Origin of the sequence: Bacillus sp. Bos-x628 (assembly GCF_040500475.1) — a bacterium.
In the GTDB taxonomy this organism is placed as follows: domain Bacteria; phylum Bacillota; class Bacilli; order Bacillales; family Bacillaceae; genus Bacillus; species Bacillus maqinnsis.
In genome coordinates this window covers 2,515,948-2,535,163 of the sequence record NZ_CP159358.1, presented here as the reverse complement: position 1 = coordinate 2,535,163, position 19,216 = coordinate 2,515,948, and the positions used below count along the sequence as shown (strand labels likewise).

The window sequence follows — 19,216 nt, the reverse complement described above, 5'->3', positions numbered from 1 at the left end:
CGATGTACAGAGCTGAGAAGCTATCATTGTTACAAGTCACCATTTTATGCAGTTCTACAATGATAGGCGCTGGAATTTTAACCATTCCACGCAGTTCTGCCAGTTCAGGTTACCCTGATGGCTGGATCATTGTATTATTACAGGGAGCTCTCTTTGCTTTTATTGCCTTTTTACTAGGATGGTTTGCAGAAAAGAATGCACCTGATACCATCTTTGATTCCAATATAAAAGGCGCTGGCGCCATCGTTGGCACAATCTTTAATTTAATGATGATCGCTTATTTATTGGCCATTGTCGGTTTTGAAGCACGTGTACTTGGCGAAGTGGTTCAGTTTTTCCTGCTTCAATCCACTCCGATGACAGTAATTATCATGATTTTCTTACTCGTGGCTATCTACCATTTAAGAAGCGGCATCTTTCCAGTGGTAAAAATAGTGACGTATATTTATCCTATCACGATGGTTATCTACATTGCTTTAATGCTCTTTAGCCTCAAAGTGTTTGATTTTGATTATTTACGACCTGTGATGGCGCACGGGTTAAAAGATTTTAGTAAACTCTTTTCGCAAACATTCATTCAATTTACAGGCTTTGAAGTCATCCTGTTTATTGTGCCGCTTATCTACAAAGACAAATGGTCAAAAGCGAAATGGGCAGCAGCGATAGGTGTCGGGATTACCTCGCTTATTTACTCCCTTACCCTCTTTGTCGTAATTGGCTCGATGACAGTCGGCGAAACGATGTCACTCACATGGCCGACGGTTTCACTCATACAAGCTTTAGAACTTGAAGGGGTATTCATTGAGCGATTTGATATCTTCTTACTTACGATCTGGACATGCCAGCAGTTCATTTGTATGCTCGGCTTTTTCCAATTTGCCATTAAAGGCTGTAACACCGTCTTTAAGACGAGGAATTTAACGAGACTGCTATGGGTGCTGTTTTTGATCACATCTGCATTATCCCTTTTTCCGAAAAATATTAATGAGGTCTTTTACTATTCAACTCTACTCGGTTATTCTCTGTTCGCCGTTTTAGCCATTCCTTTTATAACAGCCCTACTGCTGATGATTCGCAAAAAATGGGGAGGTCGTTCTGCATGAGACTATGGCGTCGTCTACTATTATTCTCCCTGTCCTGCTTTCTTTTTCTTCTATCAGCGGGATGCTGGGATATAAAGGATATCGAAAAAGTATCATTTGTACGCGGAGTCGGAATCGACAAAACAGAAGATCAAGGTGTAAAGCTCACTTATCAAAATCTTGTGCCGAAAACGGGCAGTACACAAGAAGCAGACTCACCTGACTATGTAAATGTGGTATCAAAAGGAAAGAATGTGCTAGAGGCTGTCAGTAATGTCTCATTGAAGGAACCGCCTATATACAGTGATCATCTCAAGATTTTCTTATTCGGCAGAAGTCAAGCAGAGCATCATGATATCCAAGGTACTCTCAATCACTTTATACGAGATAATGAGGTGCGAAGAAGCAGCTATCTTCTTGTATCTCGAGATGATGCATCGAAAGTCCTCAATCAAAAATTAAAATCGCAGCAAAAAGTACCTGTCGAGCATATCTTTGAAACATCAAAAAATCGGAACTTTAACGGGAAAATTTTGCTACCGCTTCGCATTGGCAGGGCGTCTGATTACTTTCAAATGAGTATTAGCTTTCTTGTTCAAAGTGTCGATGTGATCAACAACGAGCTTGTCTATGATGGAGCAGGAATTATTCATGGGAAAACGCGAAAGCTGATAGGCTTTATCTCAGCAAATGATGTACAATCTTTAAACTGGGTTACAGATCGTATTTCAGGTGGTGTTGTGCCAGCAACCTACAAGGGGTATCCGATTACCTATGAAATAAAGAAAGCAAAAACAAAGGTCGAACCCTACTTAAAAGATGGGAACATTTCGTTTAAAATCAGTGTGCACTCAAGCGGGATGCTTTCTGAAGATCAGTATCCCCCCGAAAACTCATTTGATAAAAATTACATCAAACGATTTCAACATATTTTTGAAAACCAAATTGAACATCGCATCAAAAAAGCTGTTAGCCACTTGCAAACAGAAGTTGGGGTTGACCCAATTTTTTTAAACCGTCAAGTGCGTATGAAATATCCTGACTTTTGGGAGAAACATCGTGATGAATGGGACGAATTGTTTCAAGACGCGACCATTGAGTATGATGTCAGTGTAGACATTTTGAACTTCGGAGCTGAAGGTGCAACGAAAAGCTTTAAATGGTAATAGCAAAAAGGCGGTTACTCCGAGGGAGAACCGCCTTTTTTACGCGCCACAAACAAGAGCTGGTATAGATTGACCTGATCAGATAATGCCTTTGTCGCAAATCCGAGTGATTCTCCTAATCTCGCCACTTCATCAAAGAATAACTGTACGTTTTGATCAATATGGACATTGATTCGTTTTTCACTGACAATATCAAACAAAGCCTCTGGAAAAAGCGCACGCATCGTTTTTGGTGTGAAAAACCTGAGATGCGTTCGATCTAAAATTCCGACATCTTGATAAGTAAAATCCCCTGTCATTAATGGAAGAAGTACTTCTGCATGCATCATATTAGGTAAGCAGCAAATGATCACACCGCCCGGCTTTAGTGAAGCGTATGCTTGAGAGATCGTTTGCCACGGATCTGAAATATGCTCTAATACATCAGAAAACAAGATAGCATCAAAAAAGTTTTCCTTCTCTGACCATGGGTACTCATCAGCTGCCGCTTGTGTGACTTCACGGTAATATGCATTGGCTATCTTCGCTTTCAGTGAATCGACTTCTACCCCGTACATATCAACAGGCTGTCTATTGAGTAGCTCAAGACCCGTTGCCCCTGCCCCGCATCCAACATCCAGCACGTTTTTGGCATCTTTAGGAAGCATTGACGCAAAGTAAGGATGAGGTGTTATCAGATTTAAATCAAGCCCCCATTTGTCTAAAAAACGATACCGATTCTCAGCAAATAGTGTGGAAATGTACGTATCTTGGTTCGCATGGAAAGTGGCATGCCCGTGATGATGAACAAATGAATCATGCACAATTTGCAGTTGATACCCCTTCAGCAGTGATCGCAAACAAAGATCGTCATCTTCAAATGACCCATATACAAATCGCTCATCAAACAACCCAACATCCTCGATCAGCTCTCTTTTGACAAGCAGACAAAAACCAACCAGCCTGTGTACATACGTTCTCTGCCCTTTTCTTGCGGCTGTATATTCCTTTGCAAATGAAGGGAGTTGATCGACATCCGTATAAGAAGGCTGTACCATCTGGGGACCACTCACATAATTTGATACAGGTCCCACCATCCCGATCCGGTCTGACTCAAATAACGCTTCAATTAAAGGAGGAAGCCAATTCTCTGTCACCATCGTATCATTATTTAAAAAGAGAATACTGTCTCCTGTCGCTCTTTTTGCCCCTTGATTACATCCCTTTGCAAAGCCTTGATTCTCTTCATTTTCAATGACAATGACGTCTTCTAGCTCTCTAATATATTCCTTCGTGCCATCTGTTGAAGCGTTATCTACAATGATGAGCTCATATTGTTCATTTGGGGTATGTTGCTTAATACTGTCGATACATTTTTTTGTTAAATGAAGCTCGTTGTACGTTAACATGACAATACTTGTTTTCCCTTTCATCTCATTTCCACCTTTCACCCGCCTGTTTCATATGTATGTCAAATCAAGCAGGTTCAGAAGATAAAGGGGTTGTCTTTTTCTTCATTAAACGTTTGTTTAAAAACGAGGAAAAGCTGACTTTTTTATACCGTTTCACTTTCGTCCTTCACGACGGCACGATTTCTCAAATCTTCTTCAATTTCTTCAAGGCTTTCCCCCTTCGTTTCTCTTACCAAGTATTTCACAAATAAAAAGGCAGCTACTCCAATGACGGCATAGATAAGGAAGGGATTACCAATCCCAATGGGTCTAGCAGGGAAAGTCAGTGAAATGATCAAATTCCCTGTATAAAGAAGGAACGCTAATACACCTATACCGATTCCTTGGACATGCACGGGAAACAGCTTTGGCAGCAGGACCTATACTACAGAACCCCAACTTACTGCAAAGATCACCAATTAAAATTGAGCTCACCACAAGCCCTTCTGTAAAAGCATTTAACCTTAAATCTTCTTTTATAAATAAGATAGCGCCAGAGTTGACACCTGTATCATAACCATATAAAGCGCCGCCAAGTGCGCCGCAAAAATAAAGCCATCCCCATTTCGATTTTTCTTGACCATAGCCCCACTTTATATATGTTTTCTCTATGAAAAAACAATTTTCCTCACATTCTGATGTTTGAAACATTTCAATGTTTTATGACAAATATATTTCATTTGCGTATCAATGAAACTTTTTTAGATAAGAGAACGTCAATTAAGCGTTGGATGAAAAAAATGTCGCACGATATCCCGTTTTAAGGTATATTTGTTTTAGTTTGTAACCATCAGAAAGACGTCTTACTATAAAATTCATAGGCGAGGGTTTAAAATATATGGATCAATCACGAAGCAAACGCAAAAGGAAAAAGCGCTTAAAACCATGGGTGAAAGTCACTCTTTTTATATTAGGAATTTTGTTACTCACAACAGCTTCCGTCACAGGCTATGCCTACTATAAAGTGACAAATGCAGCCAAAAAAGCACAAGTATCATTAGATCGAGGCTCACAATCTGTCAAACGCATAGAATCATTCGATCCTGGGAAAGACAGTTTTTCTGTCTTGCTGCTTGGTATCGACAGTCGGTCAGGAGAAACAGTGAAGCAGGCACGAAGCGATGCAATGGTCTTAGCTACCATTAACCGTACAAACAAAACAGTGAAATTATTAAGCATACCAAGGGACTCATATGTCAATATTCCAGGTCATGGCTATGACAAAATTACACATGCGCACGCATATGGCGGTGCAGATCTAACAGTTGAAACGGTCGAAAACTTACTTGATGTTCCGGTTGACTTTGTCATTCAAAGTAATTTCAAAGCATTTAAGGAAATTGTCAATGAACTAAATGGTGTGCCCATCACCATTCATGATGAATACCTTGTGAAACAAATTCAAAAGGATACAAAAGGAAAAGTAGTACTTCAAACGGGAACACATACACTAGATGGCGATCAAGCTCTCGCTTATGTGAGAACAAGAAAAGCCGACAGTGATTTAATGCGCGGAAAACGTCAAATGGAGGTTTTAAAAGCCATTTTTGACAAATCAAAATCATTAACCTCTATTCCATCATATGACAATATTATTGATACGCTTGGAGATAATGTCACAACCAATCTTTCAATGAAGGAACTAGTCGGGCTCTTTCCGCTTCTCACTTCGTTAAAATCTGTTGACACGATTCAGTTGAAAGGTTCAGACTATCAGCCAAACGGCGTTTATTATTTCCAGCTTGATCAAAATCAGCTAAATGAAGTGAGATCTCAATTGAAGAAGCAGCTTGAATTATCTTAAAAGAGAAGCGTCCTATGCAGGCGCTTTTTCTATTGTAAGCATTGATCATTGAGACATTTTTGTTTAGCCTTTATAAAGAGGGATTAAATGCCTCTCACTTTTTCATGAGAATGGAGGAAATCGTACATACTTTGATGAGAGGTTATTGCATGAGTGAAGGAGGAACACCGATGAAAAAAATGATCGCGATTGATTTAGACGGTACGCTCTTAAATACAAAAAGTGAAATTTCAGCTAAAAATCGAGAGGCACTGATTCGAGCAAAGGAAGCTGGCTATATTGTCATCATCTGTACTGGACGAGCTACTTTCGACGTCAAAGAACTTCTTGGAGATTTAGACATCCCAATTATTGCGGCAAACGGAGGCACAGTCCATACAGAGGGATACAAACTGTTCAGCAGGATGCCACTCGACCGAGAAGCTGGAAAACGCGCCGCAAAAGCTTTAGTCGAGCGCCACATTTATTTTGAAGTTTATACAGATGATGCCCTCCTATCCCCATTCGATGGAAAAGAGAAATTGCAAGCAGAGTTCGATTTGATCAAAAGCGCAAATCCTAACGAGGACTTGACCGATTTATGGGAAGGGGCCATGACGCAGTTTAAACAATTTGGCATCAAGCCAGTGGACGATATTTGCCAGATTTTCGAAACGAATCAAGCGACCTATAAGTTACTCTGCTTCTCATTCGATATGAATAAACTGCAAGAGGCAAAAAATCTTCTCGGAGAAATGCCCGAACTTTCACTTACCTCATCTGGAAAACATATTATCGAGGTGTTGCCGAAAGGGTCTGGGAAAGGACATGCTCTCAAAGAGCTCGCCGCTCATTATGGCGTAGACCGTTCAAACATTTATGCCATTGGCGACAGCCCAAATGATTTATCCATGTTTGATGAAGCAGGTCACCGGATTGCAATGGGAAATGCAGTTGATATCATTAAGGAAAAAAGCACGTATATCACAAAAGGCAATCATGAAGATGGCGTAGCCTATTTTATTGATGAGCTTTTACAGAATCAATTCCATGAAAAAAAGACGCTTGTATAATCAGCGCCTAGAATGAAGTCCGATTTGATGGATCATCGGGCTTTTTCTTTATTTTATTCTCACTGCTGTCTCATATTTATCCTTCCAGTAGGCGCTTGTTTTCATATTGGTCATGACAACACCATTTGAGCTTGTCACATGAATGACTTGATCTAATCCTGCATAGATCGCCGGCGTCAAAGAGGCCCCATTAAAAAAGACAAGATCTCCGGGCTTAAGGTCTGAACGTTTGACAGGCGTGCCTGCCTTCACTTGTCCAGAAGCATAGCGTGGCAAATTAATGCCGAGTACTTGTTGATAAACATATTGTGTGAACCCTGCTGTATCAAAGCCTTCCTTCGGACTCGTACCACCTTTGACATATGGGACCTCACCAATATACGTCGCAGCTTTTGACACGACTGGGTCTTCTTTCGCCAATTTCAAATCGGTTAACCGTTTAACCCCTGTCCATTTCTCCTGCCAATACGATTCAGATAAATAGGAAATGGTGACACTTTCAGAACGGCTCGCATGAATAAAGCGGTCGCCCCCAATGTACATCCCTACATGAGATATTCCTGTTTTATAGGTATTGCTAAAAAACACAAAATCTCCGGGTTGGATTTGGTCTAATGTCACTTTTTCACCGACCAGCCATTGCTGTTCAGCGCTTCTTGGTAAATAAATGCCTAGTGACTTTTCAAATAAGTACTGTAAAAAGCCTGAACAATCAAAGCCAACCTTAGGGTCCGCAGCACCAAACACATAAGGAACGCCTAGATACGTCATCGCATCTTTGACAAGACTATTATCAGATATTCCCTGTGTAGCAGGCAGCCTTTTGGTCGCATAATAACGATCCATCCAATACTTGCTTTTACTGACATCTATTTTAGTGACACCTTGTGTGAGCGTGCTGTGAATGATCTCATGATTTCCAGCATACAAGGCTACATGTGTTGGAACATCTTTTGTTTCATCAAGACTTCGAAAATAAACAAGGTCACCAGGTTTTGCTTTTTCCAATGACACCTTTTCCCCAATCTGATACTGATCAACCACCTTCCGCGGTAAATCAAATGATTCCGATTCTTTATAAACATATTGAATGAATCCAGATGCATCAAAGCCCGTTTTCGGATCTGTTCCTCCTTTTTGATAAGGCGTTCCAATGAGCGTCTCAGCTTGCTCCAAGGGTGTTTGTGTTTGAGCAGATACCTCTGATTGAGGCATCATCATTAGCCCTACCAGTGCACACCCTCCAATCAACAGTCCTTTCCATTTCTTCATCATATCTCTCCTTTTTTAATCGTTTTGACGTACTTTCTTCATTTTACACTTTTTTAGACAAAAAAGAGCACGACTCAGCGTACTCTTTTCGCTTTGACTCATTATTTACTTTCTTTAGCTTTCGCTTTTGACTGTTTTTGTTGCTCAATCTTTTGCATTTCAACCGAAATCTTTTGTTTCTCATGATCTGAGAGACTATCACTAAATTTAAAGGCTGACATAAAGACAAATACTAAAATTAATGCAACAAACGGCCAACTTGCTTTTAGGAATTTCATTTCGTTTTCTTCACTCCGTTTTCTTTTAATTTTTGAACCTTATCAGCATGATTGACTTCAAAGAAAATATGACCGTCTTTTTCTTTCCAATCTACATTCGTACCGTTGGTGAGCTGACGGATAATTAATTTTGACTCAAGAGACCCAGCCTTTAATGGAGCAGGCGTTGCTTCTTTTATATACATTGGAACAACTTCAAACGTGGCTTTTCCATCTTGATTCAGATGATATTGAACAAGAGCGGAATCACGTGTTCTCGACCATCCTTGATCAAAAATAAAGTTCCCTAAACTATAGAAAATCGTCGTTCCATTGTAGACCTCCACCGGCTCGAGTACGTGCGGGTGTGCACCAATAATAATATCTGCACCAGCCTTCGACATCGCTCTTGCCAGTTCTCTTTGTCTATCGTTTACTTCATTGTTATACTCCTGTCCCCAGTGAGCATGAACGACCACGATATCTGCCTTCTCAGCAGCCTGTGAAATCATCGGGATAAAGATAGATGGATCTGCCGGCAGAATACCAGACTGATGATTTGTTGCTTTAAAATCTTTACCGTACACATCTGTAAAACCAAGTGTTGCGATGTTAATTCCGTTGACCTTTTTGTATGAAATGTTCTTCTTCGCATCTTGAAGGTTACGCCCTGCTCCAGTAAAATCCATGCCCGCTTGTTCAAACGTATCAATTGTATTATTCAGACCCTTTTCGCCATAGTCTGCTGTATGGTTATTCGCTATATTTAAAACAGAGAAATTCAAGTCCTTTAACGCTTGAACAGACTCTTCGTCTGTTTTCAAATGAATATTCTTTTGCGCCGCTTTCTCTTGATCTGACGCAACTGGATGCTCAAAGTTCCCCGTTACATAGTCAGATACATCAAAATACGGTTCGGCATAGCGAAGGAGATGCTGTTTTCCATAGCGTTCGGTTACTTTCTCTACATTTCTTCCAAACATAATGTCACCGACAAACGAAGCGGTCAGGATATCTTCTGGGTTCTTTTCTACATTTGGTATTTGTGCTTTCCCGATAAATGAAAATAGGAATGTACAAGCAATAACGATCGGTAATGCAATGAGTACATGTTTATTCGTCTTTTTCTTTTGATTCTTTGTGATTTTCAGCAGCTTTTCCTGAAAGCTCAATTTTTTATTCATCATTGGACACACCTTATCTTAAAATAGATAGTAAACATACATGATGGCAAATGTTGCACCACTTAGAAGTAACGTACTTCCAAGGGTAATCGTAAGACCTTGCTTTTGAATCGTATTCGCAATCAATCCAGGTACGATGATTCCAATTCCGCGAAACTCTGCTATCTCAAATGGAACAATTGGATAGAAGAAATCAAATATGAGCTTTAAGGCAATCCCTGTAATCAACATCGCAGCAAACTTTCTCCGGCCGTATAAAATCATAAATTTTGATAAGCCAAAGCGTACAATGACATACGTAAGCAAGCTGACAGATAAGACGATTAAAATAAACACTGGTTGATTGAATACAAGTGCGAGATATCCAGGTACAACCAGTCCAGCGGGTACAATTCCTGTTTTTTCTGCAAAGATTAAACTGAGTAGGACTCCTAAAATTAACGAGATATAAAGATCTGATCCGAACATTTTCTATATTTCCTCCTAGCTGACAAGCTGCTTAATTTTGTATTCTTGAATTTTTTCGATTAACGGTTCGGCGGCGCCATGAATATTTCCGACTCCATAAATCACTCGATTATGAAGCTTTTTCTCAAGCATGTTTATAATTTCCTCTGTAGATTGATGTTCAAGGTTGTGTAATTGGTCAGCCGGAATTTTCCCTTCCTCATATGCCTTCACAATTGGTTCGGTCGTTTCACCAATTAAGACAAGCTCACTTGCTTCAATATAAGGAAGTACATCTTCTGCAAATTGAATCGTTCTGTCTACACGATCCGCACGGCAGTTCATAATGACAATCGGTTCATCTGTTGGATACCCTATTTCCTTCACACGCTTCCAAATGTTCAATGTAGATGCTGCGTCATTTGCTGCAAAGCCATTTACAAAGTGTCCAGGTGTTTTTGCATCCATTAATGGGAGAATTCTCATTGCTCCTGGATCAGGCGGCGCATTTAACATTCCTCTGAATGCCGTATCTTCATCAATTCCTAATGCTTGTGCGACCCCAAGTGCCAGCGAAGCATTATCTGGGAAAACCATATACTCAAATTTCCGTAAATACTCATCAGTAATCTTGGAATTATCGGCAACAATGACCTCTGTGTTGCGTTTTTTCGCAATCTCTTTAAAGAAATCTGTATATTCACTATCCGTAATAACCAAGTGTCCATTGTAAGGAATTGTTGCAGTAAAGGCTTCTGCTATTTCATCAAGAGTCGGCCCCATCACATCCATATGATCTTCAAGAACGTTTACGATCACGCCAATATTCGCTTGAAGCAGTTCTTCTTGAAAGATAATTTGATAATCTGGATTCACCGCCATACATTCGCTGACGATAGCATTTGCTCCTCTTTCAACTGTTTCTCTCATGACTTCCTTTTGCTCTCCGATATTCGGTCCTTGCGGTTTCCTTTTAATCGGTTTCTCTTCTGGCGTATCCCAATAAATCATTCTTGCATCCGTTCCTGTTGTTTTGCCGACAGTTTTATAACCTGCCTCCATTAAGATACCGGTTGTCAATCTTGTCACGGTAGACTTTCCGCGAATACCATTAATATTAACGCGCACCGGCAGGGCATCAATATTTTTCTGATGACGCTTCTTTTCAATAAAGCCAATCCCTAACATGATGACACAGGCTATAACGATTAACCACATCGCTATCTACATCTCCTTTTTTTATGAGTGTGATATGTAAATTCAATCAACAGTATATCTGTTCAGCATAAAATCACAATCGGTATTATGTAACATAATCTTTCACTTGATGGTATGCCAAATTCCTCTAATCAGAGGGCGGATTTGCCTATCTGTATCACGAATAGGAAGGTCAAAAGACTGAAAAAATCCAGCTTGTTTTTTCTCTTTAGATGAGAGAAAGCGTTATCATCTATCTTTAAAAAATCTTTTGTCCTTTTCTCCCTAAATTTTTCGACAATTAATAAGATGCATTTCAAATCAATGTTTTAAAACCTCTTCATGTCTATAAAGTCAGTCATATCAACGCTTTAATGGAATAGTGTGTGTTTTGGAATTTTTTCGATTTTTAAATGAACAGGTCTGAAAGTCATCCTCATTGGTCAGAACGCTACGCACTGACCCATGACAAAGGTCACCACCAAAAAAATCAAGTGATTTGCTTATAATAGCGTCACGAAAAATTGGTATAAAAAGGGAAACATTGATCTAATAGATGTATCTTAACTGAACGATATCCACTTCTTATGACCTAATCAATGAAACAAAGTTCATTTGTTTTTATCAAGGTTCATCATTTCTTAACATTTTTAATATGATTTTAGTTGAAATATGTCGATAGATGCCACAGATGACGAATAAAATCAGCTCTTCAGCTTACACTATGGTTAAAAATTCTGTGAGAGGAGGCTAAAGATGCCAAACACAAATGAGCAAACACGATTGCATTTTCTATCAGGCAACTTTGAAGAAAAGATTAGAATTTTGAAAAAGACATTTCAGCACAGTGGAGATTTTGAATATCGGGAGTTCATGGTGAATGAAACGAAATCTGTGTTGTTCTTTATTAAAACAAGAATTGATGAAGGCAAACTGAACGATTTCATCATCGGGAATTTGCTGGGCACACCCGGCAAACAAGATTATATAAAGTCTCTCAGCACTCTTGAAACAGGCGATTTGACGCTCATCACAGACAGTATTATTGCAGGGAGCATTGCCTTTCTTGATGAAAACTCCTCACAGATCAAATTATTTGCCGTCGGGCAGCCGCCGCTGCGCTCTATTTCTGAGCCCTCTTCTGAAAGCATTATTACGGGGGCACATGACGGATTTGTGGAAAGTTTAGATACAAACATTTATTTATTACGTTCGCACTTAAATGATCGAAAACTTGCCCTGCAATATCATAAGATTGGCACAAAATCGGAGACGAAGATCGCCATCGTTTATATATCCGATATTGTGAATAAGGAAAAGGTAGAAGAGATAAACAAGCGGATTACTTCTATTAAAGTTGACACTATTATCAGCCCAGGTTCCATTGTAGAAGCTATCGAAGATGATTCGTTTTCTATTTTTCCTCAGCTCATTGATACAGAACGTCCGGATAAGGTCAGGTCTGCGATCCTTGAGGGCAGAATTGTGCTGCTGATAGATGGCAGTCCGATGGCCATCATTCTGCCTGTCACTTTCTTTAGCTTCTTTCAATCACCAGATGATTATAATAGCCGCTGGATTCCGGCGACATTTATTCGAATTCTACGTTATCTTGCTTGTCTGATTGCTATCATTTTGCCATCTTTTTATATAGCCGTGATTGGCTTTCACTATGAAGTCGTCCCTGACGAATTAGCCATCACCATGAAGAATTCGATTATCGGCATTCCTTTCCCTCCCTTGATTGAGGCCATGCTGATGGAGATTACTATTGAACTGATACGTGAAGCCGGGGTACGGTTGCCAAAACCAATTGGTCAGACCATTGGAATTGTGGGCGGTTTGGTCATTGGTGATGCCGTTGTAAAAGCAGGACTCATATCCAATGTACTCGTGATTGTAGTAGCAGTAACAGCCGTTGCTTCATTTGTTCTCCCATCCTTTGAAATGACGGCAACCATTCGGATGCTACGTTTCCCGCTCATGTTCATGGCATCAATGTTTGGTTTTATTGGGATTTCATTCGGACTATCAATGATGCTCATGAATTTATGCCGCCTAGAATCACTCGGAGTACCTTACTTATCACCAGTTGCTCCATTTAACTGGCAGGACTTAAAAGACACCATCATTCGTTTACCAATGTGGATGTACAAAATGCGACCTATTTATTTAAAGCCACAAAAGGAAAGACAAACTGAAGATTTGAGAGGGTGGAAACATAAACATGGAAAATAAAATATCTCCCCTTCAAGCTGTCTTTTTTATCATCCAATCTCAAATTGGTGTCGGCATTTTGGCACTGCCTAATTTGCTAATGAAAGATATGGGCCACGACGGTTGGATGGCCATTATCCTAGCATGCTTTTTTATCCAAATCATCAATACGATTTTCATTTACATCATTTATAAGTATCCTGATACATCATTTTTTCAAGTGTTAGTCGATGTATTTGGCAAATGGATCGGGCGAATGTTAGTTGTACTCTATACATTCTATTTCGCTTCGGTCTGCATTGTCGTTTTATCAATTTTCACAAGAATTATTGGCATTTGGGTGCTTCCACTGACACCAAACTGGGTCATTAACCTATTACTCATAACGTCGATCATCTATATCGCAAAGGAACAAATTACAGCTATCGTCCGGTATAACTTTATTTTGACTCCCCTTTTACTCCTGCTTTCTTTGCTGATGTTCTATTCGTTAAAAGGAACCAATATCGACTATCTCATGCCCTTTTTCCAAACAGATATATCGCAATTTCAGCTCGGTTTAAAGGATGTTGTTCTATCAATGAATGGATTTGAGATGATCCTTATTATCTCTCCATTTATGAAAGGTTCGATCAAACAACGGTATAAAGTGATGACCATTTCAAATATATGCACGACGCTTTACTACCTCTTTATTACATTGATTTGTTTTATGTTTTTTAGTCCGATTGAGCTTGATGTGATTCCAAACCCTGTCCTTTATCTATTAAAGACGATTACTTTTGGTGTCATTGAGCGGACAGATTTAATTTTTCTCAGTTTCTGGGTGCTTGTCATTCTTGCAACGCTAAGCAACTACCTTTATTTCTGTGCAAATGGTATGTCCACCATTATCAAAAAAAAGAAACACAAAACATATGTCTATTTTTTCGCCATTTTGATCTACATCGCTAGCTGTTTTCTCTCAAATGACAACTTTAGAATTCAGCGCTTTAATGATTTTACAACCATTGCTCAATATTCATTTATTTATACACTTCCGATCTTTATGGCCATTATCATCTTTATCAAACATCGCAAAGGGAAGGTGAAATCACATGCGTCATAAGTATATGCTGACGCTGATTATGTGTATTTCTCTTATCTTCATGCCCGGCTGTTGGGATCAAAACTTATTAAAAAACATCTCTCTTGTCTTAACTTCCGCTGTTGATCAAGGAGAAGATGACAATGCGAAATTTTCTATCACCTATCGAAAAGTACAGCAGTCTCAAGGCATGGAGCAAGGAAACACAGGCAGCTATTTAACCACCGTGCTCACAACAGAAGCACCCACTTTAAGAAAAGCAAGAAGCAACTTTAGCCGCATTGTCGATCAAAAAATTGATATATCGAAAATGCGGGTCATGCTCATAGGTGATGAGTTCGCCCAAGATCGCCTTCTCCCTTACTTAGATATGTTTTATCGTGATCCCAATAGCCCTTTACTCGCAAACCTCGCTGTTGTTGAAGGCGGAAGCTGTGTAGACGTGATTAACCAGCTACTAAAAGAAAAACTCATTGTCAGCGACTATTTAAACAATTTAATAACAACCGCATCAAGATCCTCACAAGTATCACCTAAAAACATTCAAACTGTCCGGTCCAAAATGCTACAAACAGGAGAGGATTTCACACTGCCGTTAATCCACTTTGATAAATCAAAGCAATTAATTAGTGTAAAAGGGGTCGCCCTGTTTGATAATGAGAAAAAGAAAGGTGAGCTGTATGGACAAGATGCGATTCTTCTCACCGTCATGGATGGGAAAATGGGCGATTATGCAAATTTCACGAAGAAAATCAGAAATGACATGAAATCGAAAGAGAACAATTACATCACCATCCAAGTCACAGATTCAAAGAGAGACATTCGTATTGTGAATCCTGATCATCGAGACTTAACATTCTCACTCGAATATGAATTCAATACCTCTGTCCTTGAATACCCTCCGGATAATTTAGATACAGATAAGAAGATTAAAGCCTTAAATAAAAGGCTATCAGCCATTTTGACAAAGGAAGCAGAAAAAGTCATCGCTACCTTACAAGAAACGAATTCTGACGTCCTAAGTCTTGGAAGAAAATACCGGGTAAGACACTATGATGAGTATATGAAAATGAACTGGACAAAGGATTATCAAAAGGTGAAAATCATTCCAAAAGTCAAAGTGAATATTACAAAAACAGGGATTATTAATTAAGAAAAGGAAGCGGATATCTTTCTTTTCTTTTTTTATTTTTTAAGATTGTCTTTTTCCCACTTTCATGATAATCTATCCATGTAAACGGTTACACATTTACGAAGGGAGGCACTCCATTGTCTACAATTAAAGATGTTGCAAAGGCGGCACAAGTGTCCGTCGCCACCGTTTCACGCGTGCTCAACAATACTGGATATGTACATGCAGATACAAAAGCCCGTGTGACACAAGCGATGCAAGAGCTGAACTACTTTCCCAATGAAGTGGCCAGATCCCTTTTTAAAAGAGAATCCCGATTAATCGGTTTAATCTTACCTGATATCACAAACCCTTTCTTCCCTCAGCTAGCAAGAGGTGTTGAGGATGAAATTCACGCCCATGGCTTTCGGTTATTGTTTGGTAACAGTGATGAAGATCACGAGAAGGAGCTTGCCTACTTGCAAACCTTTAAACAAAATCAAGTAGTGGGTGTCATCGCTGTGACAAATGAGCCCGAGTCTGAGTTGTACAATGATCATGATTTACCTGTTGTGTTTTTAGACCGCACAGCTTCAAATGCTCCTTCTGTCTATGCAGATGCCAAAACAGGCGGAAAAATGGCGGCACTGGAATTGATTAAGCGCGGTAGCCGTAAGATCACACTGCTAAAAGGACCTGCCCATCTCCAAACGGCACAACAAAGGTTTAAAGGTGCACTGGATGTCCTCACTGAAAAAGGTGTCGACTTTCACTTGATGTCTACTGCTTCTTTTTCCTTTCAGGAAGCTAGAAAAATCGCTACAGCTCTTTTCCAGTTATATCCTGAAACAGATGGCATCATTGCCAGCAATGACATCGTCGCAACTGCTGTGATGCATGAAGCACTCCGGCTTGGGAAACCAATACCAGATGAATTGCAAATTATTGGGTTCGATGATATCCCGCAAAGCGAACTACTCTTCCCTTCCCTTTCAACCATCAGGCAACCTGCCTATGAAATGGGAAAAGAAGCAGCAAAGCTATTAATCAAAGCCATTCAGAAACAACCGATACATCAACCAGTCATTCAAATGCCCGTCTCTTTTATTGAACGAGAGACAACGAGAAAGGTGGATTCACAATGAGTCAAATTGTTGTTATAGGAAGCTGTTCAATGGATCTTGTCGTCACATCGGACAAACGGCCGAATGCAGGAGAAACCGTCTTAGGCGAATCATTTAAAACAGTCCCAGGCGGAAAAGGAGCCAATCAAGCAGTAGCAAGTGCAAGGCTTGGCGCAGATGTGTATATGATCGGCAGAGTTGGGGATGATGCTTATGGACAGGATATTTTAAACAATTTACACGCGCAAGGTGTTCGTACCACTTATATGAAACCGGTTACTGATATGGAAAGCGGGACGGCTCATATCATTTTAGCAGAAGGTGATAACAGTATTGTCGTGGTCAAAGGGGCAAATGAGGAAGTCACACCAGACTATGTAAAAGACGCCCTTCATTCCATTGACGATATCAGCATTGTCCTCATTCAGCAGGAGATTCCTGAAGAAACGGTAGAAGCTGTATGCGCCATTTGCAGCGAAAAAGAGATTCCAGTCATCTTAAATCCTGCACCGGCTCGCAAGGTGAAACAAGAGGTCTTAAATCAAGTTGCCTACATGACACCGAATGAACATGAAGCTGCTCTTATTTTTGACGGTCTCACGACAGAAGAAGCGTTACGTCAATATCCAAATAAATTACTGATCACAGAAGGGAAAAATGGTGTTCGCTTTTTTGATGGGACGCAAGAAGTCCTTGTGCCAGGCTATCCTGTTAAGGCTGTAGATACAACAGGTGCTGGCGACACCTTTAATGGCGCTTTGGCTGTTGCACTGACAGAAGGCAAATCATTATATGATGCACTTCTCTTTGCCAATCTGGCAGCATCAATCTCTGTGACGAAGTTTGGCGCACAAGGCGGCATGCCGACAAGAGAAGAACTGGAGCGTGCGAAATGAAAAAGAACGGTATATTAAATAGTCATATTGCCAAGGTGCTAGCTGACCTTGGTCATACAGATACAGTGGTCATCGCAGACTGCGGTCTGCCTGTCCCAGAAGGTCCGATCAAAATTGATCTTGCTTTATCTATCGGCACACCGTCCTTTCAGGAGGTCACCTCCCTCCTTCTTCAAGAAATGGCGGTTGAAAAAATCACCATAGCAAATGAAATCAAAAAAGCCAATGAGCGTGAACATACGTTTCTAAAGAGAGCGATTACAACCCAATCCTTAGACTATGTAGATCACGAAGCATTCAAAGAAATGACCAAACAAGCAAAAGCGGTTATTCGAACGGGTGAAGCAACCCCATATGCAAACTGCATTCTTCATGCCGGTGTCATTTTTTAAAAGGAGGAGCCACATATGAACATTGAAATGCATAACATCCATAAGGCCTTTGGAAAAAACACCGTTCTCTCCGGGGTCACCTTTGACCTCGTCACAGGTGAAGTACATGCACTCATGGGTGAAAACGGGGCTGGAAAATCCACACTGATGAACCTGCTGACAGGTCTGTATTCATTAGATCAAGGAACGATTAAGATTGATGGAAAAGAAACCGCTTTCAAAAACCCGAAGGAAGCGGAACAACATGGGATTGCCTTCATCCATCAAGAGCTGAATATTTGGCCTGACATGACCGTTTTGGAGAATCTTTTCATTGGCAAAGAAATTCATACGAAACTCGGTCTCCTAGACACGAAGAAAATGAAAACGCTTGCCCAAACACAACTGGATCGATTATCAGTCAACCTATCACTTGATCAAGAAGCTGGAAGTTGTTCCGTTGGTCAAAAACAAATGATTGAGATTGCGAAAGCTTTAATGACTGATGCAAAAGTCATCATTATGGATGAACCAACGGCTGCTCTGACAGATCGTGAAATTGAAAAACTGTTCCAAGTCATTAAATCCTTAAAAAAGGAAGGCGTATCCATTGTTTACATTTCTCACAGAATGGAGGAAATCTTCACGATCTGTGATCGAATTACAATCATGCGTGACGGTAAAACTGTCGATACGAAAGCAATACCTGAAACAGATTTCCATGAAGTCGTAAAAAAAATGGTCGGACGAGAATTAACCGACCGCTATCCAGAACGCACACCTTCAACAGGAGATGTCGTGCTAGAGGTCAAACATGCAACGAAAAAAGGACTCTTTCAAGATATCACGTTCTCTGTAAAAGCAGGCGAAATCGTTGGTGTTGCAGGTCTAATGGGGGCTGGACGGACTGAAATAATGCAGTCACTGTTTGGTCTTAACCCTCTTGATCAAGGCGAGATATGGGTGCATGGGAAAAAGGCTGTGATCAAAAAACCAAGTGATGCAGTCAAGCTGGGTATTGGATTGATCACAGAAGATCGCAAGGATGAAGGGTTGATGTTAGATGCATCTATCAGGGAAAACATCGGTTTGCCGAACTTAGAAAGTTTCTCTCCAAAGGGATTGATCGACAAGAAAACCGAACAGGAATTTGTGGATCTCCTCATCAAGAGGCTGACGATTAAAACCGCTTCCTCTGAAATCTCTGCACGAAGCCTATCTGGAGGTAACCAACAAAAGGTGGTTATCGCCAAATGGATTGGAATTCAGCCAAAGGTTTTAATTTTAGATGAACCAACAAGAGGTGTAGACGTCGGAGCAAAACGAGAAATTTATCAATTAATGAATGAACTGACCGATCGCGGTGTTGCCATTTTGATGGTGTCATCTGAACTCCCAGAAGTTCTCGGTATGAGCGACCGTATCCTTGTCATTCATGAAGGAACCATCGGCGGAGAACTAGACAAAACCGAAGCCACACAAGAACGAATTATGACATTAGCTACAGGAGGGAAGTAAC

The 19,216-nt window shown here is 40.3% G+C and carries 17 protein-coding genes and 1 pseudogene; 11 read left to right on the top strand and 7 right to left on the bottom strand.

All coding sequences use genetic code 11. The features are described from left to right. Positions 1-2: 2 nt before the first annotated feature. On the top strand, positions 3-1,103 hold the full coding sequence (locus tag ABVJ71_RS13070; RefSeq protein WP_353854395.1) for a GerAB/ArcD/ProY family transporter: 1,101 nt from the start codon (positions 3-5) through the stop codon (positions 1,101-1,103). Next, the gene (locus tag ABVJ71_RS13065; protein ID WP_353854394.1) at positions 1,100-2,248 is read left to right on the top strand and encodes a Ger(x)C family spore germination protein; all 1,149 of its coding nucleotides are present in this window, start codon (positions 1,100-1,102) and stop codon (positions 2,246-2,248) included. Before ABVJ71_RS13070 ends, ABVJ71_RS13065 begins: the two co-directional genes overlap by 4 nt. A 14-nt stretch (positions 2,249-2,262) precedes the next feature. Here ABVJ71_RS13065 and ABVJ71_RS13060 read toward each other — a convergent pair whose 3' ends face one another. Then, positions 2,263-3,660 (bottom strand): bifunctional glycosyltransferase family 2 protein/class I SAM-dependent methyltransferase, encoded by a 1,398-nt coding sequence (locus ABVJ71_RS13060; RefSeq protein WP_353854393.1) that lies wholly within the window; start codon positions 3,658-3,660, stop codon positions 2,263-2,265. Positions 3,661-3,782: 122 nt separating this feature from the next. Further along, a pseudogene (locus ABVJ71_RS13055) lies at positions 3,783-4,097 on the bottom strand (MFS transporter); the annotation flags it as partial. A gap of 419 nt (positions 4,098-4,516) precedes the next feature. On the opposite strand from ABVJ71_RS13055, the gene ABVJ71_RS13050 reads away from it, so the two are divergent. Continuing rightward, entirely contained in the window at positions 4,517-5,482 is a 966-nt protein-coding gene (locus ABVJ71_RS13050) for an LCP family protein (protein ID WP_353854392.1), read from the top strand. A gap of 170 nt (positions 5,483-5,652) precedes the next feature. Next, the gene (locus tag ABVJ71_RS13045; protein WP_353854391.1) at positions 5,653-6,534 is read left to right on the top strand and encodes a Cof-type HAD-IIB family hydrolase; all 882 of its coding nucleotides are present in this window, start codon (positions 5,653-5,655) and stop codon (positions 6,532-6,534) included. Positions 6,535-6,582: 48 nt separating this feature from the next. Here the strand turns inward: ABVJ71_RS13045 and ABVJ71_RS13040 are convergent, their stop codons facing one another. The 5 genes from ABVJ71_RS13040 to pgsB all read right to left on the bottom strand — a co-directional run bounded on the left by ABVJ71_RS13040 (position 6,583) and on the right by pgsB (position 10,912). Further along, positions 6,583-7,809 (bottom strand): C40 family peptidase, encoded by a 1,227-nt coding sequence (locus tag ABVJ71_RS13040; RefSeq protein ID WP_353854390.1) that lies wholly within the window; start codon positions 7,807-7,809, stop codon positions 6,583-6,585. A 98-nt stretch (positions 7,810-7,907) separates the two neighbouring features. Beyond that, positions 7,908-8,084, bottom strand: coding sequence for a hypothetical protein (locus tag ABVJ71_RS13035; protein WP_353854389.1), 177 nt, complete (start codon positions 8,082-8,084; stop codon positions 7,908-7,910). Beyond that, complete coding sequence (locus tag ABVJ71_RS13030) at positions 8,081-9,247, bottom strand: CapA family protein (protein ID WP_353856669.1); 1,167 nt, start codon at positions 9,245-9,247, stop codon at positions 8,081-8,083. The genes ABVJ71_RS13035 and ABVJ71_RS13030 overlap by 4 nt, the downstream gene beginning before the upstream one ends. 18 nt (positions 9,248-9,265) lie before the next feature. After that, positions 9,266-9,715, bottom strand: a complete 450-nt coding sequence (gene pgsC, locus ABVJ71_RS13025) for a poly-gamma-glutamate biosynthesis protein PgsC (protein WP_353854388.1) — start codon at positions 9,713-9,715, stop codon at positions 9,266-9,268. Between the two features lie 15 nt (positions 9,716-9,730). Continuing rightward, positions 9,731-10,912, bottom strand: coding sequence for a poly-gamma-glutamate synthase PgsB (pgsB, locus tag ABVJ71_RS13020; protein ID WP_353854387.1), 1,182 nt, complete (start codon positions 10,910-10,912; stop codon positions 9,731-9,733). A 735-nt stretch (positions 10,913-11,647) separates the two neighbouring features. Between pgsB and ABVJ71_RS13015 the strand changes: the two genes are divergently transcribed. The 7 genes from ABVJ71_RS13015 (at position 11,648) to ABVJ71_RS12985 (ending at position 19,215) form a co-directional block, all read left to right on the top strand. Beyond that, positions 11,648-13,129, top strand: a complete 1,482-nt coding sequence (locus ABVJ71_RS13015; protein WP_353854386.1) for a spore germination protein — start codon at positions 11,648-11,650, stop codon at positions 13,127-13,129. Continuing rightward, positions 13,119-14,216, top strand: coding sequence for a GerAB/ArcD/ProY family transporter (locus ABVJ71_RS13010; RefSeq protein WP_353854385.1), 1,098 nt, complete (start codon positions 13,119-13,121; stop codon positions 14,214-14,216). Before ABVJ71_RS13015 ends, ABVJ71_RS13010 begins: the two co-directional genes overlap by 11 nt. Further along, complete coding sequence (locus ABVJ71_RS13005) at positions 14,206-15,348, top strand: Ger(x)C family spore germination protein (RefSeq protein WP_353854384.1); 1,143 nt, start codon at positions 14,206-14,208, stop codon at positions 15,346-15,348. Before ABVJ71_RS13010 ends, ABVJ71_RS13005 begins: the two co-directional genes overlap by 11 nt. 116 nt (positions 15,349-15,464) lie before the next feature. After that, positions 15,465-16,451, top strand: a complete 987-nt coding sequence (locus ABVJ71_RS13000; protein ID WP_353854383.1) for a LacI family DNA-binding transcriptional regulator — start codon at positions 15,465-15,467, stop codon at positions 16,449-16,451. Next, a complete protein-coding gene (rbsK, locus tag ABVJ71_RS12995) occupies positions 16,448-17,326 on the top strand; it encodes a ribokinase (RefSeq protein ID WP_353854382.1) in 879 nt (292 codons plus the stop codon). Before ABVJ71_RS13000 ends, rbsK begins: the two co-directional genes overlap by 4 nt. Continuing rightward, on the top strand, positions 17,323-17,718 hold the full coding sequence (gene rbsD / locus ABVJ71_RS12990; protein WP_353854381.1) for a D-ribose pyranase: 396 nt from the start codon (positions 17,323-17,325) through the stop codon (positions 17,716-17,718). Before rbsK ends, rbsD begins: the two co-directional genes overlap by 4 nt. Positions 17,719-17,733: 15 nt before the next feature. Then, positions 17,734-19,215, top strand: coding sequence for a sugar ABC transporter ATP-binding protein (locus tag ABVJ71_RS12985; protein ID WP_353854380.1), 1,482 nt, complete (start codon positions 17,734-17,736; stop codon positions 19,213-19,215). The last annotated feature ends 1 nt before the right edge of the window (position 19,216 follow it).